This is a genomic window from Telluria sp. Soil_C_11 (assembly GCF_057657395.1).
The window spans coordinates 574,923-598,834 of sequence record NZ_JBDGIN010000002.1 but is presented as its reverse complement, the minus strand read 5'-3'; the positions used below and the strand labels follow the sequence as shown (position 1 = coordinate 598,834).

Genomic DNA, 23,912 nt, shown 5'->3' with positions numbered 1-23,912 from the left:
GGTTGTCGTCACCCTGAGTTATACGTCGTATTGCTGGGTGAATGCTTAATAGAAAATTAAAGCGGGTGTATGTATGCGACGATGCCCGCGTTTAGCGTCGGCGAGCCGCCGGCTTGAACATGTGCCAGAGCCCGACCGCGACCGGAATCCCCAGCCCGGCCACCGCCACCGCGTCCCACCAGCCGTCGCCCAGCAGCCCGGCCACCAGGCCGGCCGCGGTCAGCACGCCGAGCAGGACCGGCATGCCCCACAGGCTGCGGAAGGCGCTCAACGCGCCTCCCCTTCCCCTGCCAGCGCCGGCTGCGCTTTCGCCGTCGCGGCCGGCGCGCCAGCCCTGGCCCCGGCGGCGCGACCGCGCTTCAGCCACAGATACAGGCCGCTGCCCAGCACCACGATGGTCGCCAGGTCGAGCAGCGCCCACAGGAACTGCATGCCGGCCCCGCCGTAGTCGCCGAAATGCAGGGGCTGCGACAACAGCAGGGTCGTCAGGTACCAGGGCAGCGTGCGCTGGTCGGTCACCTGCCCGGTAGACGCGTCGACCAACACGGGCTTGTACAGGCGCGCGGTCAGCGCCTGGTCGCCGCGCATGTAGACGCCGTAATGGTGCGGGCTCGCGAACGGCGTGCCCGGGAAGGCGATGAAAGCGACCTGCATGCCCGGCTGCAGCGCCTGCGCGCGCGCCACCGACTGCGCCATCGACGCCAGCGTGCGTGGCGGCGGCTGGCCCGCGTAGGGCCTGACCATGGCCGCGATCTCGGTCGCCTGCCAGTACTGCAGCAGCACGTCGGCCAGTGTGTTGACGACCCCGGTCGCGCCCACCACCAGCGCCCAGACCAGGGTGACGATGCCGAGCAGGTTGTGCAGGTCCAGCCATTTCAGGCGCGCCGTGCGGCCATGGCGGACGGCGCCGAATTCGAGCTTGCGCATGAACGGCGCGTACAGCACCACGCCGGAGACGAGCGCCACCAGCAGCAGCAGGCCCATGCAGCCGAGGAAGAGCTTGCCCGCCACGCCGGCAAACAGGTCGACGTGCAGGTGGAACAGGAAGGCCATCACGGCGCCGCCCTCGATCGGCGGCTCGGCGACGTAGCGCGCGGTGCGCGCATCGACCGCGATCGAGACGAACTTCGGGTCGTTCGGATGCGCCCCCATGGTCAGGAACCACAACGCCGGCTCGTCCGCCTCCTGCGACATGTACATCATCACCTTGTCCGGATAGCGCGCCTTGCCGGCGGCGATGACGCTGTCCAGGTCGGCGCGCAGCGGCGCCGATCCGGCCGGCATGGCCGGCGCTTCCACTTCGTTGCCCAGCAGCTGGCCGATCTCATGGTGGTAAATCAGCGGCAGGCCGGTCAGGCACAGCAGGAGCATGAAGACGGTGCAGACCAGGCTGCTCCATTTGTGGATCCAGGACCAGCGGCGAAGAGAAACGGGAGACATGGGCCAGATAGTAATAGTTCTCATTTACGAACGCAAGCACGCTGGGTATAATGAGAATTATTCTCATCAATAAGAACACGCACCATGATCATGCAATTGACTCCGCTCGCCGCCGGCGCCCTGCTGTTGGCCGCTTCCTGCGCACAGGCGCAAACCAGCACCGACAGCCAGCCCGGCATCGCCACCGTCGTCGTGAGCGCCTCGGCCGACGCCTCGGCCCAGGGCCTGCCCGCCGCCTACGCCGGCGGCCAGGTCGCGCGCGGCGGCCGCCTCGGCCTGCTGGGCAATGTCGACATCATGGACACCCCGTTCAACGCCACCAACTATACCCAGGCCCTGATCCAGGACCAGCAGGCGCGCAGCGTGGGCGACGTGGTGCAGAACGACCCGTCGGTGCGGGTGGCGCGCGGCTTCGGCAACTTCCAGGAGCTGTACGTGATCCGCGGCTTCGCCGTGAATTCCGACGACATGGCGTACAACGGCCTGTACGGCCTGCTGCCGCGCCAGTTCGTGGCTTCCGAACTGCTCGAGCGCGTGGAGATCTTCCGCGGCGCGAACAGCTTCATCAACGGCGCGGCGCCGGGCGGCGGCGGGATCGGCGGCTCGGTCAACCTGGTGCCCAAGCGCGCCCCGAATCGTCCGCTGAACCAGGTCACGCTGGGCGTCGAATCGGGCGGCCAGGCCTACGGCGCCTTCGACGTCGCGCGCCGCTTCGGCGAGGGCGACCGCGCCGGCATCCGCGTGAATGCCGTGCGCCGCGATGGCGACACCGCCGTCGACCGCGAATCGCGCGAGCTGAACGTGCTGTCGATCGGCATGGACTACCGCGGCAAGGGCTATCGCCTGTCGGCCGACGTCGGCTTCCAGGAGCACGAGCTGGACGATGCCCGGCCCAGCGTGACGGTCGGCGCCGGCCTGGCCGTGCCCCGTGCGCCGGATGCGCGCCACAACTTCGCCCAGCCCTGGACCCATTCGCTCGAGCGCGACACCTTCGGCACCCTGCGCGGCGAAGTCGACCTGGCGCCGAACGTGGTCGCGTGGGCCGCCTTCGGTGCCCGCAACGGCAGCGAATTCAACGCGCTGACCACGACCACCACCACCGACAACGCCGGTGGCCTGAACATGGGCCGCTTCGACAACCAGCGCAACGACCGCACCCGCACCGGCGAAATCGGCGTGCGCGGCGAGCTGGCCACGGGCCCGGTCCGGCATACCCTCAGCGCCAGCGCCTCGGCCTTCGGGATGAAGTCCTTCAATGCCTACGGCCTGAGCGACTTCGCCGGCTGGTCCACCAACCTGTACCGCCCGGTCGACGTGGCCGCGCCCTCGCCCACTTTCTTCACCGGCGGCTCGATGGCGCACCCGCTGCTGACCCACAAGGCGATCCTCGGCAGCTACGCCATCGCCGACACGATGGCGCTGCTGGACGACGCCCTGCGCGTGACGGTCGGCGTGCGTCGCCAGCGCATCAAGGACACCAGCTACGACTACAACAGCGGTGCGCAGAACGCCGGTTACGACGAGAGCGCGAACACCCCGGTGGCCGGCGTCGTCTACAAGCCGATGAAGAACCTGTCGCTGTATGCGAACTATGCGGAAGCCCTGCAGCAGGGGCCGACCGCTTCCGGCTTCCCCGTGGTCCCGCTCAACCAGGGACAGGTGTTCGCGCCCTTCACCTCGCGCCAGAAGGAAGTCGGCGTCAAGTACGACAGCGGCCGGCTGGGCATGAGCGCCGCGCTGTTCACGACCTCGCAGCCGCTGGCCGGCATCGAGAACCAGGTGTTCGGCATCTTCGGCGAACAGCGCAATCGCGGCCTCGAGCTGTCGGTGTTCGGCATGCCGATGCATGGCCTGCGCGTGCTGGGCGGCCTGACCCTGCTGGACGCCGAGCAGCGCCGCACGGCCGGCGGCGTCAACCAGGGCAAGGATGCGATCGGGGTGCCGCGCACCCAGCTGAACCTGGGCACGGAGTGGGATGTTCCCGGGGTGCCGGGCCTGTCGCTGAACGCGCGCGCCCTGACCACCTCGAAGCAGTACGCGGACGGCGCCAACACCCAGCGCCTGCCGTCCTGGACCCGCCTCGACCTGGGCGCGAACTACCTGGCCCGCATCATGGACCGCGACGTCACCTTCCGCGCCCGCGTCGACAACGCCTTCGACCGCAACTACTGGGCCTCGGCCGGCGGCTACCCGGGCGCCGGCTACCTGGTGCTGGGCGCGCCGCGCACGCTGACGGTGTCGGCGAGCGTCGACTTCTGATGCCGTCCGGGCCGCCGCTGACGGCGGCGGCGCGCATCACTTCTGGGTCTTGACGATCTGCAGGGCGCTGGCGATCAGGCCGCTCATCTCGCCCAGGTTGGCCGGCACGATGATCGAGTTGTTGGTCTTGGCCAGGTTGCCGAAGGCGTGGACATATTCTTCGGCCACGCGCAGGTTGACGGCGTCGATGCCGCCCGGGCTGCGGATCGCGTCGCCGACCTGGCGCAGCGCGGTCGCGCTGGCGTCGGCCAGGGCCACGATGGCGGTCGCCTCGCCCTGGGCGCGGTTGATCGCGGCCTGCTTTTCGCCTTCCGAGCGGGCGATGTTCGCTTCGCGTTCGCCGCTGGCGATGTTGATCGCTTCCTGGCGCCGGCCCTCGGAGGCGGCGATCAGTGCGCGCTTCTCGCGTTCGGCGGTGATCTGGCGCTGCATGGAGTGCAGGATCTCGGCCGGCGGGGTCAGGTCCTTGATCTCGTAGCGCAGCACCTTCACGCCCCAGTTGGCGGCCGATTCGTCGATCGCGTTCACCACCGTGGTGTTGATGTGGTCGCGCTCCTCGAAGGTCTTATCCAGCTCCATCCGGCCGATCACGGAACGCAGCGTGGTCTGGGCCAGCTGGGTGATCGCCTGGATGTAGTTGGACGCGCCGTAGGAAGCGCGCATCGCGTCGGTCACCTGGAAGTACAGGATGCCGTCCACCTGCAGCTGGGTGTTGTCCTTGGTGATGCAGACCTGGGGCGGCACGTCGAGCGGGATCTCCTTCAGGCTGTGCTTGTAGGCGACGCGGTCGATGAAGGGCACGACGATGTTCAGGCCCGGCGCCAGGGTCGCATGGTACTTGCCGAGGCGCTCGACCACCCAGGCGTGCTGCTGGGGCACCACGTTGATGGTCTTGAACACGAACACCAGCGCGATGATGAAGATGACCAGCGCCACGGTACCGAAAGAAAATTCCATGAGCATCCCTTATAGATGAGTTGTTATTTACGGCAAATCTTATGAATGCCGCCAATCATGAGTTCGACACCACCAGCCGGCTGCCCTGCACCTCGACGATGCGGAAGTCTCCGGCCTGCGGCGTGGCGCCCTGGCCCAGCTCGACGTCCCACAGCGCGCCGCGGTACATCACCCGTGCGCGGCCGTTGTCCCAGCCGGGCACGGTGACGCGCTGGCCGATGTCGAGGTTGACGTTGCGGTCGCGCGCCGGATCGTGGCGGGCCGGGCGGCCGAAGCGCGAACGGTGCAGCAGCGCGGTCGCCAGCACGCCCACCGCGGCCGCCGCGATGGTCTGCACGGGTCCGGCGGCGCCAAGCAGGGCCATGCCGCCGCCGACCGCCAGTCCGATGGCGATCATCAGCAAATAGAACGTCCCGGTGAACAGCTCCAGGATCACGAGCACGCCGGCCGCTACGAGCCAGCCCATCCATTCAGCCATGGCTTCCTCCCCCTCTCTCCACGTTTGCCCCGAAAAAAGTCAAAAGCCCCCGTCTCCCGGCATGGGAACGAGGGCCCGCATTGTCTTTGGTCGCTTGTTTTGATGATGACTTGCATAGACATTTCGTTACTCCTAGTCTACCGCGTCTGCAGGGGGAGTCAACGAAGGAGTTGCGGTTTTGGCATTCCTTGGCGCAATATTATTGCTTACTGGCCCAGCCGGACCAGATAGGGTTCACGGTATTCTTTGATACCATACGGAAATTCACCTCTCCCGTTTCCCGGTTCCGCCCCATGTTGATCATCGTAAGCCTGCTGCTGGTGACGATGGCCCTGTCCGCCGTCATGCTGCTCGTGCTGTCCTCGCTGCGCCATAGCGGCGCCCAGGGCATCCGCGAGTGGTTCGCGGCGAACGCCATGGCGGTCGTGTCGCTGCCGCTGTTCGCGGCGCGCGGGGCGGTGCCGGACATCCTGTCGGTCGAGTTCGCGAACACCCTGCTGCTCGGCACCACGGTCACGATGCTGGCCGGCTTCCGGCGCCAGCTCCTGCTGCCCGTGCCCTGGCGCCGCCTGGGCGCCTGCGTCGCGCTCGGCCTGCTCGCGATCGTCGTACTGCACCATGGCGTCGACTCGGTGGGCGGGCGCATCGTCGCGATGTCGGTCCTGCACGCCGCCCTGTGCTTGGAGATGGGCTGGCTGCTGTCGTCGCACCTTCGGCGCGCCAGGCGCCGCTACCCGGTCCTGTTCACCGTCTGCGCGGCCTACGCCAACGCCGCCGTGCAGCTGGTGCGCGCGCTGGTGTACGGCGCCCGGCTGGGCGGCGCTTCGATGCCCTGGGACGACGCGGCCCTCAGCATGGTCTTCTTTTCGGCCGGCGCGCTGGCGCTGCCGGCCCTGACCCTGGGCGCGGTGATGATGGCGAACGCGGACCTCGTCGACCGCGCCCGCCATGCGGCCGACCACGACCACCTGACCGGGGCACGCTCGCGCCGCGCCTTCTTCGACCTGGCCGCGCGCGAACAGGCGCGCACGCAGCGCCGGGGCAGCCCGCTGTCGCTGCTGCTGTTCGACGTCGACCACTTCAAGCGCATCAACGATACCTGGGGCCACGCCACCGGCGACCGGGTCCTGGTCGACATCGTCCAGCGCACAGGCGCGGTGGTGCGCAGCATCGACACCGTGGCCCGCCTGGGCGGCGAAGAATTCGCGGTGCTGTTGCCGGACACCGGTCCCGACACCGCGCTGCTGGTGGCCGAGCGCCTGCGCGGCGCGCTGGCGCGGACGCCGGAAGCCGCCGCCGGCCGCATCGAGGCCGGCTACACGGTCAGCATCGGCGTCGCCACGCTGGACGCGGGCGAGAGCATCGAGGCCCTGCTGTCGCGCGCCGATGCCGCCCTGTACGCGGCCAAGGCCGGCGGGCGCAATATGGTGGCCGATGCGCGGGTGCTGCCCGCCAAATCGGCATAGATCGTCTTCCCGGAAAGGACAGCATGCACACGCTCGCCAGGTACGTTCTTCTGTTCGCGCTCACTGCGCTGGCCGGGATCGTCGGCTGTTAGAGTGAAAAGAAAAACCCCCGCGGGCTTGGCGGCCGGCGGGGGTTCGATCGCGGCAGCGCGACGGCTTACATCGCCGCCAGCTTCTGCCAGGTATCGATGACCGAGTCAGGATTCAGCGACATCGACTCGATGCCCTGCTCCACCAGCCACTGCGCGAAGTCCGGGTTGTCCGAAGGACCCTGGCCGCAGATGCCGATGTACTTGCCCTGCGCGCGGCAGGCCTTGATCGCCAGCGAGAGCATGGCTTTCACGGCCGGGTCGCGCTCGTCGAAGTCCTTGGCCAGCAGCTCCATGCCGGAGTCGCGGTCCAGGCCCAGGGTCAGCTGGGTCAGGTCGTTCGAACCGATCGAGAAGCCGTCGAAGTACTGCAGGAACTGCTCGGCCAGGATCGCGTTCGACGGCACTTCGCACATCATGATGACGCGCAGGCCGCCTTCGCCTCCACCTTCGCCGCGTTTCAGTCCGTACTTCGCCAGCAAAGCGATGACCTTCTCGGCCTGGCCCAGGGTGCGCACGAACGGGATCATGATCTCGACGTTGGTCAGGCCCATCTCTTCGCGCACGCGCTTCATGGCCATGCATTCCATCTCGAAGGATTCGGCAAAGTCCTCGGCCAGGTAGCGCGCGGCGCCGCGGAAGCCCAGCATCGGGTTTTCCTCGTCCGGCTCGTAGCGCGAACCGCCGATCAGCTTCTTGTACTCGTTCGACTTGAAGTCGGACAGGCGCACGATCACCGGCTTCGGCCAGAACGCGGCGGCGATGGTCGCCACGCCTTCGGCCAGCTTGTCGACGTAGAAGGCGCGCGGGGAGGCGTGGCCGCGGGCGACCGACTCCACCGCCTTCTTCAGGTCGTTGTCGATGTTCGGGTACTCGAGGATGGCCTTCGGGTGCACGCCGATGTTGTTGTTGATGATGAACTCGAGACGCGCCAGGCCGACGCCGCCGTTCGGCACCGACTGGAAGTCGAAGGCCAGCTGCGGGTTGCCGACGTTGAGCATGATCTTGGTCTTCAGCGGCGGCAGTTCGCCGCGCGATTCTTCCGACACCTCGGTTTCCAGCAGGCCGTCGTAGATCCTGCCCTCGTCGCCTTCGGCGCAGGACACGGTGACGAAGGTGCCATCTTTCAGCACGTCGGTGGCGTCGCCGCAGCCGACCACCGCCGGCACGCCCAGCTCACGGGCGATGATCGCCGCATGGCAGGTACGGCCGCCGCGGTTGGTGACGATCGCCGAAGCGCGTTTCATGACCGGCTCCCAGTTCGGGTCGGTCATGTCGGCCACCAGCACGTCGCCCGGCTGCACGCGTTCCATCTCGGACGGGTCGGTGATGACGCGCACCGGGCCGGCGCCGATCTTCTGGCCGATCGCGCGGCCGCTGGTGAGCACCGTGCCGGTGCCCTTCAGCTTGAAGCGCTGCTGGGCGTCGCCGGCCTTCTGCTGCGACTTCACGGTTTCAGGACGCGCCTGCAGGATGTACAGCTTGCCGTCGCGGCCGTCCTTGCCCCACTCGATGTCCATCGGGCGGCCGTAGTGCTTCTCGATGATCACGGCGTACTTGGCCAGTTCGACCACTTCCTCGTCGTTCAGCGAGTAGCGGTTGCGCAGCTCGACCGGCACGTCGACGGTCTGCACCGAGCGCCCGGCCTTGGCTTCCTTCGTGAATTCCATCTTGATCAGCTTGGAGCCGATGTTGCGGCGGATGACAGGCTTCTTGCCCAGCTCCAGCATCGGCTTGTGCACGTAGAACTCGTCCGGATTCACGGCGCCCTGCACCACGGTCTCGCCCAGGCCATAGCTGGAGGTGATGAAGACCACGTCCTTGAAGCCCGATTCGGTGTCGATGGTGAACATCACGCCGGCCGCGCCGGTGTCCGAACGCACCATGCGCTGCACGCCGGCCGACAGCGCCACCTCGGCGTGCGTGAAGCCCTTGTGCACGCGGTACGAGATCGCGCGGTCGTTGTACAGCGATGCGAAGACGTGCTTCATGGCTTCCAGCACGTTGTCGATGCCGACCACGTTCAGGAAGGTCTCCTGCTGGCCGGCGAAGGAAGCGTCCGGCAGGTCTTCGGCGGTGGCCGAGGAGCGCACGGCGAACGACATCTCGCTCTCCGAATCGGCCACCAGGCGCTCGTAGTAGGCGCGGATTTCCTGCTCCAGGCGCGGCTGGAACGGGGTCTCGACGATCCATTGGCGGATTTCGGCGCCGGCGGCGGCGAGCGCGCGGGTGTCGTCGATGTTCAGGTTCTCCAGGCGCAGGGCGATGCGGTCGCCCAGCGAAGGGCCGCCGTCGGCGCTGTGGCGCAGGAAGTCGCGGAAGGCATCGGCCGTGGTGGCGAAGCCGCCCGGCACGCGCACGCCGGCTTCCGCCAGCTGGCTGATCATCTCGCCGAGCGAGGCGTTCTTGCCGCCGACCGACTCGACGTCGGTCATGCGCAGTTGCTCGAACGGCGCGACGTAGACGGTATCGCCGGCCGCCGCGGGATCGGGCACCTTCAATGCTGCAGTAGACAGGTTAGTCATGATGAAACACCTTTTTTGATGATAGGGAACCTTTCGCGGATCGGGCGGGATAGCCGTGTTTTCTTGTTATTCTTCGGGCCGTGCAGCACAATCCTTACAACCGTTGCCGAGCATTTTAACCCGCGTTTGTGCGATGCACCGTGCGTCGGCTGCAACTTTGTCATTATCTTAGCAAAAAGGCACCATGACTTCCCCGGACTCCCCTGTCAATCCGAATGCCGCGCGCACCGTCTTCTTCGTTTCCGACGGCACCGGCATCACCGCCGAAACCTTCGGCCATGCGGTGCTGAGCCAGTTCGAAATGCGCTTCCGGCAGATCCGCCTGCCCTTCATCGATACCATCGAGAAAGCCTACGATGCGGCGCGCCGCATCAACGACGTCGCGCTGTCCGACAACCAGCGTCCGATCGTGTTCTCGACCCTGGTCAAGCACGACCTGTCGGCCGTGATCCGCGCCGCCCAGGGCATGCACATGGACCTGTTCCAGACCTTCGTCGCCCCGCTCGAGCAGGAACTGGGGGTCAAGTCGACGCACACCATCGGCCGCATCCACAACGTGGTCGACAGCGAGGAATACAAGAACCGCATCGAGGCGATCAACTTCTCGCTGGCCCACGACGACGGCCAGTCGCACAAGAACCTGGCCGAGGCGGACGTGATCCTGGTGGGCGTCTCGCGTTCCGGCAAGACCCCGACCAGCCTGTATCTTGCAATGCAGTACGGGATCAAGGCCGCCAACTATCCGCTGATCCCGGACGACTTCGAACGCGGCCGCCTGCCCTCGGCCCTGCCGCCGTTCAAGCACAAGCTGTTCGGATTGACGATCACGCCCGAACGCCTGGCCGAGATCCGCAACGAGCGGCGCGCGGGCAGCAAGTATGCGTCGCTGGAGAATTGCCGCTATGAGGTGAACGAGGCCGAGACGCTGATGCGGCGGGAGGGGATCCGGTGGCTGTCGTCGACGACCAAGTCGATCGAGGAGATTTCGACGACCATTCTCCAGGAGATCAAGCCGGATCGCAGGGAGTATTAAGTTTTCCCGTCGTCCCCGCGCAGGCGGGGACCCAAGTTTAGCCGGCTTAATAAGGGAGGGGTCAGAGTCCGGTGTTGGTTTTCAAGGGACTCTGACCCCGGTGGTCAGTGTCGGCCTGCTTTCGACACGCAACCGCCGCGGACTACCGGGGTCAGAGTCCCAACTGAAAAACCGGACTCTGACCCCTGGCGCACTGACCCCTAGGAGCCGCCGCTAGAAGAAATGCCGCCAATCCTCGAGCCACCCCGGGAAAGCCCCTGCCTCCATCGGATTGGCGATATGGTAGCCCTGCGCATAGGTACAGCCCAGCCCCTGCAGGAAATCCCAGTCCTGGCGCGTCTCCACCCCCACCGCCACCGACATGCGGTCCAGGCTGTGCGCCAGGCCGAGGCATGACTTCAGCACCGTGCCGAGCGGGCGCTTCTTCGAGGCGCCGTCGACGAAGGAGCGGTCGATCTTCAGTTCCGAGAAGGGAATCCGCGCCAGCAGCTGGAGGTTGGAGCGCCCGGTGCCGTAATCGTCGATCGCCAGGCCGAACCCCAGCATGCGCAGGCGCACCAGGCGTTCGATGAAGTCGACGTCGAAGTCCAGCATCGACGACTCGGTCATCTCGAAGGTCAGGTAGTCAGGCAGCACGCCGTGGCGCTTCATGCAGGACGACACCTGGCGGATGAAGTTCGGATTCCCCAGCGTCTCGGGCGCCAGATTCAGCGAGATCGAGATCGGGATGCCCTGGTCGTGGTACTGGCGGCAGCGCTCGACCGACAGCTCGAGCATGGTCCAGTCGAGGAAGTCGACCCGGTTGTTCTGCACCAGCGCGTCGATGAAGGCGCCCGGCCCCAGCACGCCGTGCTCGGGATGGCGCCAGCGCGCGAAGGTCTCCAGGCCCTTGACCTGGCCGGTGGCCAGTTCGATCTTGGGCTGGAAGAAGGGTTCGAACTGGCGCTGCTGCAGGCCGACGCCGACTTCGGCGAAGCTGAAGCTCGGCGATGCCGTCACCGGGCGCGGACGCGCCGGCGGCTGGAAGTTGTCCAGCACCGTCCTCAGCTTGGCGCTGGTGACGGGCTTGGCGACGGTGCCCAGCAGGTCGACGCCGTAGGCCTGGGCCAGGGTCTCGACCGAGAACAGCACGCTGGCCGGCTGGGCGCCGATCACGATCAGGCGCACGGCCGACTTGAGCGCGGCGATCGCGCGCAGCAGTTCGAGGCCGTCCATGCCGCCCAGGGCCAGGTCGATGATGGCGACGTCGACTTTCGGCGTGAAGCCGGCCTGCAGGGTGCGCAGCGCGGTCGGGCCGTCGGGCACGTCGGTGACGCGGCTCGCGCCGAGCTGGCCGAGGGCCTCAATCAGCGCGCGGCGCTGCACCGGCTCGGCTTCCGCCACCAGAAAATGTAGGTTCTGCAATTGCAACTGCATCGTGTCCATCGTGACTCCCTTGCCCAAACGCAAGAGTAACCTGAGCGGGCGCCGCCGTCTATGCCTGGCGCTGGCGCTGTTGCCTGGATTGTCGTAATTGCTCGAAAAAGCACACCGCGGCGCAGGCGGCCACGTTCAGCGATTCGACCTGCCCCGCATGCGGCACGGCGACGCGGCGGCTGGCGAGGTTCAGCAGGGTGTCCGAGACGCCCTGCCCTTCGTGGCCCAGCACCCAGGCCACCGGGCCGGACAGCTCGACGTCGTACAGGCATTCGGCCGCGTAGCCGCTGGTCGCCAGCACCGGGACCCTGGCCTCGCGCACCAGTGCGGCCAGGTCGGCGTTCTCGTGGATCTCCAGCACGAAGTGGGCGCCCATTGCGGCGCGCAGCACCTTGGGCGACCAGCAGAAGGCGGTGCCGGAACTGCACCAGACCTGTTTGATGCCGGCCGCGCCGGCGCTGCGCAGGATCGAGCCGACGTTGCCCGGGTCCTGGACGCCGTCCAGCAGCACCGCCGATTCCGTCAACACGGCCGGCGCCTGCGGCATCGGCGTGTCGATCACGAACACGATGTTGACGCCATGCTCGACCTGGCTGATGGCGCCGAACAGCGCTTCCGGCAGCGCCGTCACCAGGCCGCGGCCCGCTTCGACGCGATCGACGATGCCCGCCACTTCCGGATTCGACAAGGCCTCTTCCGACACCACGCAGTGCGCCGGCAAGCCTTTCAGGTCGAGCCAGGACTGGCACAGGTGGACGCCGTCCAGCAGCGAGCGCCCGGCCTTGCGGCGCGCCTGCGAGCTGGTGGCGAGCTGTTTCAGGTCCTTGTAGAACGCGTTATCGCGCGAGCTGACGGTCTTCATGCAAAGTCCAGCAAGTCAGCCTGCAGCAGCGCCCGCACCGGCGCGAACGAACGGCGGTGCACCGGGCACGGGCCGTGCAGGCGCAGGCGCTCCAGGTGCAGCGCCGTCGAGTAGCCCTTGTGCTGGTCGAAGGCGTACTGCGGATAGGCTTCGTGCAGGGCCACCAGGGCGGCGTCGCGCGCGGTCTTGGCCAGGATCGAGGCGGCCGAGATGGCGTGCACCTTGTCGTCGCCTTCGACCACGGCATGGGCGCGGATCGCCTCGGGCAGCTGCGGGCAGCGGTTGCCGTCGATCAGGGCGATGGTCGGCATGGTGGCCAGCTGCTCGACCGCGCGGCGCATCGCCAGCATGGTCGCCTGCAGGATGTTCAGGGTGTCGATTTCCATGTGCGAGCACTCGGCCACGGCCCAGGCCAGGGCCTGCTCCTTGATGATCGGCGCCAGCTCGTCGCGCCGCGCTTCGGTCAGCTTCTTGGAGTCGCGCAGGCCTTCGATCGGGCGCTTCGGATCGAGGATCACGGCGGCGGCATACACCGGCCCGGCCAGCGGACCGCGCCCGGCCTCGTCCACGCCGCAGACGACGTCGGCGAGCGTGAACGGACGGTTGCGCGTGGGCAGACCGGGATAAAAATCGAACTTCTTCTTGCTCATCTCTTCAACCCAATGACATCGAGGACCGCCTGGCTGCTGATCTCGGCGCTGTTGCGCAGCAGGCTGTGGTGCATGTCCAGGAAGCGCTGCTGCAGCCTGGACCGGTTCGCCTCGTCGGTCAGCTGGAACCAGACCGCGTCCGCCAGCGCCTCCGGCGTGGCCGCGTGCTGCAGGAATTCCGGCACCACGAACTCGCGCGCCAGGATGTTCGGCAGCCCGATCCACGGCAGGTAGCCCATGTGGCGCATGAGTTCCCACGACGCCCGCATGACCTTGTAGGCAATCACCATCGGCTTCTTGAACAGCGCCACTTCCAGGGTCGCCGTGCCGGACGCCGCCAGCACCGCGTCCGCCGCCGCGATGGCCGCGTGCGACTGGCCGTCGACCAGCTGCAGCACGCCATCGCCAACGAGCCCGGACAATCCGGCCTTCGCCATCAGGTCCATAAAATACGCCTTCTGGCGCTCGCCCGCCATCGGCGCGATGAATCGCACCGACGGATCCCGTTTGGCCAGCAGCTTCACCGCGCCGGCGAAGGGCTGGGCGAGGTACTTGATCTCGGCCATGCGGCTGCCGGGCATGACGGTCACGACCTTCGCGTCCTGGGGAATGCCGAGCTGGCGGCGCGCGCCCGCCACGTCCGGCTGCAGGGGGATCTGCTCGGCCAGCGGATGGCCGATGTAGGTCGCCGGCACGCCGGCCTTGCGATAGATTTCTTCTTCGAACGGGAAGATCAGCAGCATGTGCGAGACCGCACGCTGGATCTTCCTGATGCGCCCGCCGCGCCAGGCCCAGATCTGCGGGCCGACGAAATGCAGGGTCGGGATGCCGGCCGCTTTCAGCTGCTCTTCCAGGCCCAGGTTGAAGCCGGGATAGTCGGCGCCGATGAAGGCCGCGGGCCGCTCTTCAATCAAGCGATCCCGCAGGCGGTTCTGGATGCCCTTCAGTTCGCGGTAGCGCGGGATGACTTCGAACAGGCCGCGCACGGTGAGCGTGTCCATCGGGACGTCGGACACCAGGCCCTGCTCGAGCATGCGCGGGCCGCCGATGCCGGAGAAGCGGACACCGGGCAGGTGCGGCTTCAGGCCGGCCATCAGCCGGGCCGCCAGCATGTCGCCGGAGACTTCACCCGCCACCAGCGCCAGGTGCACGCCGGAAGCGAGATCAGCGGACGATGCCACGGGTCGTGGTGCCGAGGAAGTCGAGCATGGCCTGGACCTGCGCGGCGCCTTCGCCGCCCTCGGCCGCCTCTTCCGTCATCTGCGCCTTGGCCTCTTCCAGCGTCTTGCCGGAGCGGTAGATGGTCTTGTAGGCGGAACGGATCGCGTTGATCTGCTCGCGCGTGAAACCGCGGCGCTTCAGGCCTTCGATGTTCACGCCGTGCGCCTCGGCCGGATTGCCGGACACCAGCACGAACGGCGGCACGTCCTGCGTCAGGCTGGTGTACATGCCGATGAAGGCATGCGCGCCGATCTTGCAGAACTGGTGCACGCCGCAGTAGCCGGACAGGATCGCCCAGTCGCCCACGTGGACGTGGCCGGCCAGCTGCGCGTTGTTCGAGAAGATCGTGTTGCTGCCGACCTGGCAGTCGTGCGCCAGGTGGACGTAGGCCGAGATCCAGTTGTCGTCGCCCAGGCGGGTCACGCCGGCGTCCTGGGCGGTGCCCAGGTTGAAGGTGACGAACTCGCGGATCGTGTTGCGGTCGCCGACTTCGAGGCGGGTCGGCTCGCCGGCCCACTTCTTGTCCTGCGGCGCCGCGCCGAGCGACGCGAACTGGAAGATTTTGTTGTCCTTGCCGATCGTGGTGTGGCCTTCGATGACCACGTGCGGGCCGACCACCGTGCCGGCGCCGATCCGCACGTGCGGACCGATGATCGAGTACGGGCCGACCTCGACCGAGCTGTCCAGCTCGGCCCGCGGATCGACGATCGCGGTCGGGTGAATCCTGCTCATCACTGCCCCGCGGTCTCGTTGGCGCGGATGGTGCACATCAGTTCCGCTTCCACCGCCACCTTGCCGTCGACGCTGGCGGTGGCCTTGTACTTCCAGATGCCGCGCGAGGTGCGCAGGATCTCGACGTCCATCTTCAGCTGGTCGCCGGGGCCGACCGGGCGCTTGAAGCGCGCGTTGTCGATGCCGACGAAGTACACCACCGAGTTCTCGTCCGGCTTGACGTTCATGGTCATGAAGGACAGGATCGCGGCGGTCTGGGCCAGCGCTTCGATCATCAGCACGCCCGGCATCACCGGCTGGTGCGGGAAGTGGCCGTTGAAGAATTCCTCGTTCACCGTGACGTTCTTGATCGCGGTGATGGTCTTGCCCAGTTCATAGTCGACCACGCGGTCGACCAGCAGCAACGGATAGCGGTGCGGCAGGTATTCCTTGATCTGGGTGATGTTGAGGGTCTTGGCGCCGTTGTTCTGTTCAGTCGTCATTTTTCTTCTGCTTTATCGGTCAAAGTTTTGATTTGCTTTTCCAGCGTGCGGATCTTTTCGCGCATCGAGGACAAGTTACGCACGATGGCGGCACTGCGCTCCCATTCCGAATTCTTGGCCAGCGGGTAGAAGCCGGTGTACTGGCCCGGTTCGAGCACCGAGCGCGAGACCATGCTGCCCGAGGAGATATGGACATTGTCCACGATTTCCAGGTGGCCGAGCACCATGGCTGCGCCGCCGAAGGTGCAATTCTTGCCGATCTTCGCGCTGCCCGCCACCCCCACGCAGCCGGCCATCGCCGTGTTGGCGCCGATATGGCAGTTGTGGCCGATCTGGATCTGGTTGTCGAGCTTGACCCCGTCCTCGATGATGGTGTCGGCCAGCGCGCCGCGGTCGATCGTGGTGTTGGCGCCGACGTCGACGTCGTCGCCCAGGATCACGCGGCCGGTCTGCGGAATCTTGATGTACACGCCGTTTTCGCGCGCGAAGCCGAAACCGTCTGTGCCGATCACGGCGCCCGAATGCAGGATGCCGCGCTTGCCGATGCTGCAGCGCGCATGGAAAGTCACGTTGGCAAACAGGTGCGTGCCTTCGCCGATCTCGGCGTCGCGGCCGACGAAGCAGCCGGCGTCGATCACGGCGTCCGCGCCGATCGTGGCGCCCGCCTCCACCGTCACATGCGGCCCGATGTGGGCGCTGGGATCGATGCGCGCGCTCTCGTGCACGCTCGCGGTCGGGTGCACGCCGGCTTCCTTCGGCGTCTCTTCGAGCGCGGCGAAGTACTGCGCGGCGCGGGCGAAGTAGGCGTAGGGATTGGTGGTGACGATGCGCGCGCCTTCGTAGGTGGCGGCGACGGTGGCGTCGTCCAGCGGCGCCACGATCAGCGCCGCGGCCCGGCTTTGCGCCGCCAGTGCGCGCAGTTTGCTATTGCTGAGAAAGCTGATGTGCGAAGCGTCGGCGCTGTCGAGCGGTGCGATGCCCTGAACCTCGAGGTTCGGGTCCCCCACCAGCTGTCCGCCGAAGCGTTCGACCAATTCACCCAGTCGAGTGCCCATCTGGTCGTTCCGTGAAAAAGGTAAAAATAGAATGATACGCCGGCCGGGCGCATCCGTCCGGCCGGCGTTCGTTTCGTTCCTGCAGCTTATTTGTCGAGGAGCTTGAGGATCTTGTCCGTGATGTCGATGCGCGGGCTTGCCCAGATGGCTTCCTGCAGCACGACGTCGAGGTGTTCCTGCTCGGCCACCTGCTCGATCAGCTTGAAGGCGCGCTGGGCGATCGCGGCGCGCTCCTCGTTCTTCCGCTGCAGCAGGTCCTCGTTGAACTCGCGCTGCATGCGCTGCACGTCCTTCTCCATGTCGAGCAGCTCGCGCGTGCGGCGGGTACGGTCGATGTCGTTGAGCTTCGGTGCGTCGTCGTCGAACTTCTCGCGCGCGGTCTTGAAGCGCTTGACCATGTCGTCGACCTGCTTCTGGCGCTTCGAGAACTCGGCCTGGATCTTTTCGTCCGCGGTGCGCGCCAGCTTCGATTCCGTCATCAGCCTTTCGGTGTAGATGAAGCCGATCCGGCCAGTCGGCGCCTGCGCCTGGGCCTGGGCACTCGCATGCAGCAGCGCGCCCGCGCACACGGCGGCCAGCGCCAGGGTCCTGGGCAACGAGGCTATCGATTTATTCAACATGATTCTCCGCATTCCTTGTCAGAAGCCGGTACCCATCTGGAACTGGAAGCGTTCCAGGCGGTCGCCCGGCTTGGCGTTCAAGGGCTTAGCATAACTCAACTTGAGCGGACCCACCGGGGAAATCCAGGACAGGCCGATACCCGCCGAGTAGCGCAGCTGGTCGAGACGGATGCGCTGGCCTTCCTGGTAGACCTGGCCGCCGTCGGCGAAGGTGAACCAGCGCAGCGAACGGTCGGTGCCGCTGCCCGGGAACGGGAACTGCAGTTCGGCGTTGCCGATCACGCGGCGCGCGCCGCCCAGGGCGTCCAGGGTGTACGGGTCGACCAGGCCCAGCGACGAGCTTTCGTAGCCGCGCACCGAACCGATGCCGCCGCCGTAGAAGTTCTTGAAGACCGGGTAGGCGTGTCCGCTCAGGCCGCCGCCGACATCCAGCTCGCCCTTCAGCGCCAGGGTCATCCAGCGCGTGAGCGGACGATACCACTGGTGTTCGTAGATCGCGCGGTAGTACTTGGCGTCGCCCATCAGGTCGATTTCCAGGTTGGCGCGCTGGTAGCGGCCGCGGGTCGGCGTGACCGCGCTGTCGCGCGAGTCGCGGCCCCAGGCCACGGTCAGCGGAATCGCGTTCGTGGTCGCGCTGCCGACGCCGGAGATCTTGGTCGCCTTGTCTTTCGAGTTCTGCTTGACGAATTCCTTGTACAGCGTCGGCGAGCTGTCGTCGGTTTCCAGCTTGGTGCGTTCCAGGCCGGCGCCGAAGTAGACGGTGTCGGTCTCGGAGAACGGCACGCCGAAGGTCAGGTTGCCGCCCATCTGGCGCACGGTGTACGAACCGATGTTCAGCGCCGGCGGACGGGAGGTGCGCAGGTAGAGCTGGAAGGCGCGCGACACGCCTTCGTCGGTGAAGTACGGGTTGGTCTGGGCGAACGAGATCGTGCGGTTGTACTTGCTGGTATTCAGCTCGACGCCGACCGTGTTGCCGCTGCCGGCGAAGTTGGCCTGGGTGACCGAGGCCGTGAAGGTGAACTTCTCGGCCTGCGAGAACGCGCCGCCGATCATGAAGTTACCGGTCGGCTTTTCGGTGACCGCGATGTTGACGTCGACCTGGTCGGTGGTGCCCTGGGACTCCGGGGTCTCCACGGTCACGTCCTTGAAGTAGCCGAGGCGGTCGACGCGGTCGCGCGACATCTTCACGCGGTTCGGGTCGTACCACGAGCTTTCGAACTGGCGGAATTCGCGGCGGATCACTTCGTCGCGGGTGATCGTGTTGCCCGAGATCGTCATGTGGCGCACGTAGGCGCGCTTGCCCGGGTCGACCAGGAAGGTGAACTTCACTTCGTGCCTGGCCTGGTCGATTTCCGGATTGGCGTTGACGTTGGCGAAGGCATAGCCGAAGCTCGCCAGGCGGTCGGAGATGCGCTTGTTCGAGGCTTCCAGCAGCTCGCCCGAATAGGTCTGGCCCGGACGCAGCAGGATCAGCCGCTGCAGTTCCTCGGTGCGGCCGAAGGTCTCGCCTTCCACCTTGATGCCGGTGACGGTGTACTTCTCGCCCTCGTGGATGTTGATGGTGAGGTAGATGTCCTTCTTGTCCGGCGTGATCGCGACCTGGGTCGATTCGACCGTCGCTTCGAGGTAGCCGTGGTTGGCGTACCAGGACTTGATGGCTTCCAGGTCGCCGGTCAGCTTCTGCTTGGAGTACTGGTCGGCCTTCGAGTACCAGGTGAACCAGCCCGAGGTGTTCAGCTGCAGCAGTTCGCGCAGCTGCTTGTCGGAGAAGGCCTTGTTGCCGACGATGTTGATGCCCTTGATCTTGGCGGCGTCGCCTTCGTCGACGTTGAACATGATCGTCACGCGGTTACGCTCGATCGGGGTCACGGTGGTGGTGATCTTCACGCCGTACAGGCCGTGCGACAGGTACTGGCGCTTGAGCTCCTGCTCGGCGCGGTCGACCGATGCCTTGTCGAAGATCTTGGTTTCGCCGACGCCGATTTCCTTCAGCGCCTTGACCAGCATGTCCTTTTCGAATTCCTTGGTGCCGGTGAAGTCGACGCTCGAAATGGCAGGACGCTCCTCGACCAGCACGACCAGCACGCCGTTCTCTTCTTCCAGGCGCACGTCCTTAAAGAACCCGGTCGCATACAGCGCCTTGATCGCGGCGGTGCCCTTGTCGTCGTCGAAGGTCTCGCCGACGCGTACCGGCAGGTAGCTGAACACCGTGCCTGCCTCGGTCCGCTGGATGCCTTCGACCCGGATGTCCTTCACGACGAAGGGCGCGACGGCGGAAGCGTGGCCGGCGCACAGGGCCAGCACGGCGGCGCCGATCAGACTGCGACGGGAGGGCATGGCGAAGCGGGGCAAGGCAGAACGATCAGAGTGTAATTTCATTGGTTAGATCAATGGGTCAGTCATTGGACGAACTACGTATTCTGCGCCGGGTATCAGAACAGCCGCACCAGGTCGTTGAAGACGGCGAGCGCCATCAGCATGAGCATCAGGCCGAACCCTGCGATCTGCGCGATCTCTCCTACTCGCGCGGACAGGGGGCGCCCGGTCAAAACTTCCAGCGAATAATACAGCAATTGGCCGCCATCCAGAACGGGAATTGGTAACAGATTCATTACACCCAGGCTCAGGCTGATGAAGGCGAGCATCTCGATATAGGTCGCAAAGCCCGCATCGGCGGCCTGTCCGGCGGCGCCGGCGATGGTGATCGGGCCCGACACATTCTTCAGCGAGACTTCGCCGGTCAGCATCTTGCCGATCATCTTCAGGGTGGTGACGCTGCCGTCCCAGGCGCGCTGCGCGCCTTTCGCGACGGCGTCGAGCGGGCCGGCCTTCACCGTCACCATCTCGGGCACCTGGGCCACCTTCAGCTTGACGATGCCGGCGCCGGTCGCGGGGTCGCGCTCGGGCGTGACAGGCAGGCGCAGCGGCTGGCCGCCGCGCAGCACGTCCAGCAGCAGGGTGCGGCCGGCGGCGCCGCGCACGGCTTCGATGAAGTCGACGGCGTCCGCGACCGGCTTGCCGTCGATCGCCACCGCCAGGTCGCCCTTCTGCAGTCCCGCGCGCGCCGCGGCGCCGCCGGGGATCACCTCGTCGACCGTCGGCCGCGGGCGCCACATCTGCATGCCCAGCTGCTTCATCACGTCGACGTCGCCTTCCGGATTCAGGCGCGCCATGGTGGCGGCCGGGATCACGGCGCGGTAGCTGCCGCCGCCCGCGCCCTTCAGGGTCAGTTCGGCGTCGTGCTTGTCGAGGACGGCGCGCACCACTTCCCAGCGCAGGTCGCCCCAGGCCGCCACCGGCTGGCCGTTGACGGCGGTGACGACATCGCCGCCGCGCACGCCGGCCACGTAGACCGGGGTGCCGGGCTGCATGGCGCGCAGGCGCGTGCCCGGCTCCTCCTTGCCGACCATGAACAGGCCGGCCATCAGCACGATCGCGACGATGAAATTCACCGCCGGGCCGGCGGCGATGATGGCGATGCGCTTCCAGACGTTCTGGCGCGTGAACTCGCGCGCTTCCTCCCCCGCATCGACCGGCGCCGTGCTCGGGTCGCGGCTGTCGACCAGCTTGACGTAGCCGCCCAGCGGCAGCATCGACACCGCCCACTCGGTCTGGTCGGGGCCGATCCGGCGCGACCACACCACCCGGCCCATGCCGATCGAGAAGCGGCGCACCTTCACGCCGCACAGGCGCGCGACCCAGTAGTGCCCCAGTTCGTGGAGGATGATCAGCGGCCCGAGCCCCAGCAGGAAGCCGAACAGGATGTACTTCAGCGTCATGGCGTCAGGTCCGCGCGAGGCTGTCGACGATGCGGCCGGCGGCCTGGCGCGCGTGCGCGTCCTGGGCCAGCACCGCCTCGATGCTGGAGGCCGCGCCATGCGCCTCTTCATCCATCACGCGGCGCACCACGCGGTCGATGTCGCGGAAGCCGATGCGGCTGTCGAGGAAGGCCTGCACCGCCACCTCGTTGGCGGCGTTCAGCAGGGCCGGCGCGGTGCCGCCGGCGCGCAGGGCGTCGAAGGCCAAGGCCAGGCAGGGGAAGCGGCGGAAATCGGGGGCGTGGAATTCCAGCGCCGCCATGGCGGTCAGGTCGAGCTGGGCCACGCCGGAAGCGATCCGTTCCGGGAAGGCCAGCGCGTGCGCGATCGGGGTGCGCATGTCGGGGTTGCCGAGCTGGGCCAGCACCGAGCCGTCCACGTACGACACCATCGAGTGGATCACGCTCTGCGGATGGATCACGACCTCGATCAGGTCGGCCGGCGCGCCGAACAGCCAGTGGGCCTCGATCACTTCCAGGCCCTTGTTCATCATGGTGGCGGAGTCGACCGAGATCTTGCGCCCCATCGACCAGTTCGGGTGCTTGCAGGCTTCTTCGGGCGTCACCTGCTCCAGCGTGTCGACGTCGCGCTTCAGGAACGGGCCGCCGGATGCGGTCAGCAGGATCTTCGCCACGCCGGCCGCCTCGGGCTGGCGCGCATAATGGGCTGGCAACGACTGGAAGATCGCATTGTGCTCGCTGTCGATCGGCAGCAGGGTCGCCCTGTGCTCGCGCACGGCGTCCATGAACAGCTGGCCGGACATCACCAGCGCTTCCTTGTTGGCCAGCAGGACCTTCTTGCCGGCGCGCGCGGCGGCAAGGGTCGGCGCCAGACCGGCGGCGCCGACGATGGCGGCCATCACGGTGTCGGTGGCGCTGCTCGAGGAAATCTCGCACAGGGCCTGCTCGCCGTACGAGACGTCGGTCGGCAGGTCGGCGATCAGCTGGCCCAGGCGGGCTGCGGCCTCGGGCGAGCCGACCACGGCGCGGACCGGGCGGAAGCGGCGGCACTGGGCCGCCAGCTCGTCGACGCGGCCGTGGGCGCTCAGCGCGTAGACTTCATACTGTTCGGGATGACGCGCGAGCACGTCGAGGGTCGAGACGCCGATCGAGCCGGTGGCGCCCAGGATGGTAACGCGTTGCATTGATTGCTCCTTCAGGGCCGCTTACAGACGCGAGCCGATGAGGGCTGCGAGCGGCAGGACCGGGATCAGGGCATCGATCCGGTCCAGGACGCCGCCGTGGCCGGGCAGCAGGCTGCTGCTGTCCTTCATGCCGGCGCGGCGCTTGAGCTGGGATTCGAACAGGTCGCCGACGATGCTGGCGGCGACCATCAGGACCAGGATGGCCAGCAGGGCCGGCCAGCCGAAGCTGCCGGCGACGCGCGCGGCGAAGGTGTCGGCGAAGGCGGCGCCGCCATAGGCCACCGACAGCGAGGCCAGCACCAGCACGGCGATGCCGCCGCCGATCGCGCCTTCCCAGGATTTGCCCGGCGAGATCGAGGGCGCCAGCTTGCGCCTGCCGAAGGCCTTGCCGGAGAAGTAGGCGCCGATGTCGGCCACCCAGACGATCGCCATCACCGACAGCAGGAACAGCGGCGAGTGCGAGAACAGCACCACGATGGCGACGAAGCAGCCGAAGATCGCGAAGCCGTACACCAGGCTCAGCAGCGTATTCGAGGGACTGCCCAGCGGCGGCAGGCCGAATTTCAGCGAGGGCGCGAAACGGGCGATCCACAGCGCCAGGCTGAGCGCGGCCCAGAAGGCGGCATTCAGGTGGCCGCTCAGGACCGAGACGGCAAACACCGCGGTCCAGACCAGGGCGATGATGTGGGCGCTGCCGGTGCCGGGATTGAACAGCCGGACGCACTCCCAGACCGCGGCGCCGAAAAACACCGTGGCCACCACCGCGAACGCCGTGAAGTTGTTGAAATACAGGACCGGCAGCAGGACTGCCAGCAGGACGATTGCGGTGATGACGCGGGTTTTCAGCATCAGCTTGTCTTTGCCTTGTTGGCGACCTGCTCGCCGGTGCGGCCGAAGCGGCGCTCCCGGTTCTGGTAGGAAGCGATCGCGGTGTCGAGGGACTCGGGCGAGAAATCGGGCCAGAAGGCGTCGGTGAAATACAGCTCCGAATAGGCCAGTTGCCACAGCAGGAAGTTCGAAATGCGCTCTTCGCCGCCGGTGCGGATGAACAGGTCCGGTTCCGGGGCATAGGCCATCGCCAGGTGCGGGGCCAGCATCTCTTCCGTGAATTCGGTCACGCCCGGATTCGCCGCCACCATCTTGCCGGTGGCCTGCATGATGTCCCAACGTCCGCCATAGTTGGCGCACACGGTCACGGTCAGGCGGGTATTGTTGGCGGTCTTGCGCTGGGCGGCGGCGATCATGTCCTGCAGCTTCGGGTCGAAGCGCGACAGGTCGCCCACCACCTTCAGGCGGATGTTATTCGCGTGCATCTTCGACACTTCGCGTTCGAGCGCGGTGACGAACAGGCCCATCAGGTAGGACACCTCTTCGGCCGGACGGCGCCAGTTTTCCGAGGAAAAGGCGAACAGGGTCAGGTACTCGACGCCACGCTCCACGCAGGCCTCGACGATCTTGCGCACGGCGTCCACGCCCTTGACGTGGCCGGCCACGCGCGGCAGCAGACGCTTGGTGGCCCAGCGGCCATTGCCGTCCATGATGATCGCGATATGGCGCGGTACTGCCGGCGCTTCGGGAACTGCGGTGGTCGAACTTTTGAAAATCATAAATCAGGCCGGAATCGGCGGTAAAAACGAGGCGCCGGCGCGGGAGATCCCGGCCGGC

Annotated in this window: 21 protein-coding genes; 3 read left to right on the top strand and 18 right to left on the bottom strand. The window is 66.9% G+C overall.

Features of this window, described 5'->3' with window-relative positions:
• Positions 1-91: 91 nt before the first annotated feature.
• On the bottom strand, positions 92-271 hold the full coding sequence (locus AC3A6M_RS05535; RefSeq protein WP_487851719.1) for a hypothetical protein: 180 nt from the start codon (positions 269-271) through the stop codon (positions 92-94).
• Positions 268-1,440 (bottom strand): PepSY-associated TM helix domain-containing protein, encoded by a 1,173-nt coding sequence (locus tag AC3A6M_RS05530; RefSeq protein ID WP_487851718.1) that lies wholly within the window; start codon positions 1,438-1,440, stop codon positions 268-270. Before AC3A6M_RS05530 ends, AC3A6M_RS05535 begins: the two co-directional genes overlap by 4 nt.
• A gap of 84 nt (positions 1,441-1,524) precedes the next feature.
• Here AC3A6M_RS05530 and AC3A6M_RS05525 point away from each other — a divergent pair, with 84 nt between their 5' ends.
• Positions 1,525-3,699, top strand: a complete 2,175-nt coding sequence (locus AC3A6M_RS05525) for a TonB-dependent receptor (protein WP_487851717.1) — start codon at positions 1,525-1,527, stop codon at positions 3,697-3,699.
• Positions 3,700-3,735: 36 nt separating this feature from the next.
• Here AC3A6M_RS05525 and AC3A6M_RS05520 read toward each other — a convergent pair whose 3' ends face one another.
• Together AC3A6M_RS05520 and AC3A6M_RS05515 are read right to left on the bottom strand one after the other, a co-directional pair.
• On the bottom strand, positions 3,736-4,656 hold the full coding sequence (locus AC3A6M_RS05520; protein WP_487851716.1) for an SPFH domain-containing protein: 921 nt from the start codon (positions 4,654-4,656) through the stop codon (positions 3,736-3,738).
• Between the two features lie 55 nt (positions 4,657-4,711).
• Complete coding sequence (locus tag AC3A6M_RS05515) at positions 4,712-5,134, bottom strand: NfeD family protein (protein WP_487851715.1); 423 nt, start codon at positions 5,132-5,134, stop codon at positions 4,712-4,714.
• Positions 5,135-5,427: 293 nt separating this feature from the next.
• Between AC3A6M_RS05515 and AC3A6M_RS05510 the strand changes: the two genes are divergently transcribed.
• Complete coding sequence (locus AC3A6M_RS05510; RefSeq protein WP_487851714.1) at positions 5,428-6,600, top strand: GGDEF domain-containing protein; 1,173 nt, start codon at positions 5,428-5,430, stop codon at positions 6,598-6,600.
• A 157-nt stretch (positions 6,601-6,757) separates the two neighbouring features.
• On the opposite strand, the gene ppsA is transcribed toward AC3A6M_RS05510, so the two are convergent.
• Entirely contained in the window at positions 6,758-9,124 is a 2,367-nt protein-coding gene (gene ppsA, locus AC3A6M_RS05505; RefSeq protein ID WP_487851741.1) for a phosphoenolpyruvate synthase, read from the bottom strand.
• Between the two features lie 274 nt (positions 9,125-9,398).
• Here ppsA and ppsR point away from each other — a divergent pair, with 274 nt between their 5' ends.
• Positions 9,399-10,247 carry a posphoenolpyruvate synthetase regulatory kinase/phosphorylase PpsR gene (gene ppsR / locus AC3A6M_RS05500; protein WP_487851713.1) on the top strand — a complete coding sequence of 283 codons (849 nt, stop codon included), beginning with the start codon at positions 9,399-9,401 and terminating at the stop codon, positions 10,245-10,247.
• A 213-nt stretch (positions 10,248-10,460) separates the two neighbouring features.
• Here ppsR and AC3A6M_RS05495 read toward each other — a convergent pair whose 3' ends face one another.
• The 13 genes from AC3A6M_RS05495 to uppS all read right to left on the bottom strand — a co-directional run bounded on the left by AC3A6M_RS05495 (position 10,461) and on the right by uppS (position 23,854).
• The gene (locus AC3A6M_RS05495) at positions 10,461-11,672 is read right to left on the bottom strand and encodes an EAL domain-containing response regulator (RefSeq protein ID WP_487851712.1); all 1,212 of its coding nucleotides are present in this window, start codon (positions 11,670-11,672) and stop codon (positions 10,461-10,463) included.
• Between the two features lie 49 nt (positions 11,673-11,721).
• Entirely contained in the window at positions 11,722-12,525 is an 804-nt protein-coding gene (locus tag AC3A6M_RS05490) for a TrmH family RNA methyltransferase (RefSeq protein WP_487851711.1), read from the bottom strand.
• The gene (rnhB, locus tag AC3A6M_RS05485) at positions 12,522-13,175 is read right to left on the bottom strand and encodes a ribonuclease HII (RefSeq protein ID WP_487851710.1); all 654 of its coding nucleotides are present in this window, start codon (positions 13,173-13,175) and stop codon (positions 12,522-12,524) included. Before rnhB ends, AC3A6M_RS05490 begins: the two co-directional genes overlap by 4 nt.
• On the bottom strand, positions 13,172-14,356 hold the full coding sequence (gene lpxB, locus AC3A6M_RS05480) for a lipid-A-disaccharide synthase (RefSeq protein WP_487851709.1): 1,185 nt from the start codon (positions 14,354-14,356) through the stop codon (positions 13,172-13,174). The genes rnhB and lpxB overlap by 4 nt, the downstream gene beginning before the upstream one ends.
• Complete coding sequence (gene lpxA / locus AC3A6M_RS05475) at positions 14,340-15,128, bottom strand: acyl-ACP--UDP-N-acetylglucosamine O-acyltransferase (protein ID WP_487851708.1); 789 nt, start codon at positions 15,126-15,128, stop codon at positions 14,340-14,342. The genes lpxB and lpxA overlap by 17 nt, the downstream gene beginning before the upstream one ends.
• Positions 15,128-15,610: a 3-hydroxyacyl-ACP dehydratase FabZ gene (gene fabZ / locus AC3A6M_RS05470; protein ID WP_487851707.1), complete on the bottom strand. Its 483-nt coding sequence runs from the start codon at positions 15,608-15,610 to the stop codon at positions 15,128-15,130. Before fabZ ends, lpxA begins: the two co-directional genes overlap by 1 nt.
• Entirely contained in the window at positions 15,607-16,665 is a 1,059-nt protein-coding gene (lpxD, locus tag AC3A6M_RS05465; protein ID WP_487851706.1) for a UDP-3-O-(3-hydroxymyristoyl)glucosamine N-acyltransferase, read from the bottom strand. The genes fabZ and lpxD overlap by 4 nt, the downstream gene beginning before the upstream one ends.
• An 86-nt stretch (positions 16,666-16,751) precedes the next feature.
• Complete coding sequence (locus tag AC3A6M_RS05460; protein WP_487851705.1) at positions 16,752-17,285, bottom strand: OmpH/Skp family outer membrane protein; 534 nt, start codon at positions 17,283-17,285, stop codon at positions 16,752-16,754.
• Positions 17,286-17,303: 18 nt separating this feature from the next.
• Entirely contained in the window at positions 17,304-19,664 is a 2,361-nt protein-coding gene (bamA, locus tag AC3A6M_RS05455) for an outer membrane protein assembly factor BamA (protein WP_487851704.1), read from the bottom strand.
• A 53-nt stretch (positions 19,665-19,717) separates the two neighbouring features.
• Complete coding sequence (gene rseP, locus AC3A6M_RS05450; protein ID WP_487851703.1) at positions 19,718-21,064, bottom strand: RIP metalloprotease RseP; 1,347 nt, start codon at positions 21,062-21,064, stop codon at positions 19,718-19,720.
• 4 nt (positions 21,065-21,068) lie between these two features.
• A complete protein-coding gene (gene ispC, locus AC3A6M_RS05445; protein WP_487851702.1) occupies positions 21,069-22,247 on the bottom strand; it encodes a 1-deoxy-D-xylulose-5-phosphate reductoisomerase in 1,179 nt (392 codons plus the stop codon).
• 21 nt (positions 22,248-22,268) lie between these two features.
• A complete protein-coding gene (locus AC3A6M_RS05440; RefSeq protein WP_487851701.1) occupies positions 22,269-23,096 on the bottom strand; it encodes a phosphatidate cytidylyltransferase in 828 nt (275 codons plus the stop codon).
• Positions 23,096-23,854, bottom strand: a complete 759-nt coding sequence (uppS, locus tag AC3A6M_RS05435; protein WP_487851700.1) for a polyprenyl diphosphate synthase — start codon at positions 23,852-23,854, stop codon at positions 23,096-23,098. The genes AC3A6M_RS05440 and uppS overlap by 1 nt, the downstream gene beginning before the upstream one ends.
• Between the last annotated feature and the right edge of the window lie 58 nt (positions 23,855-23,912).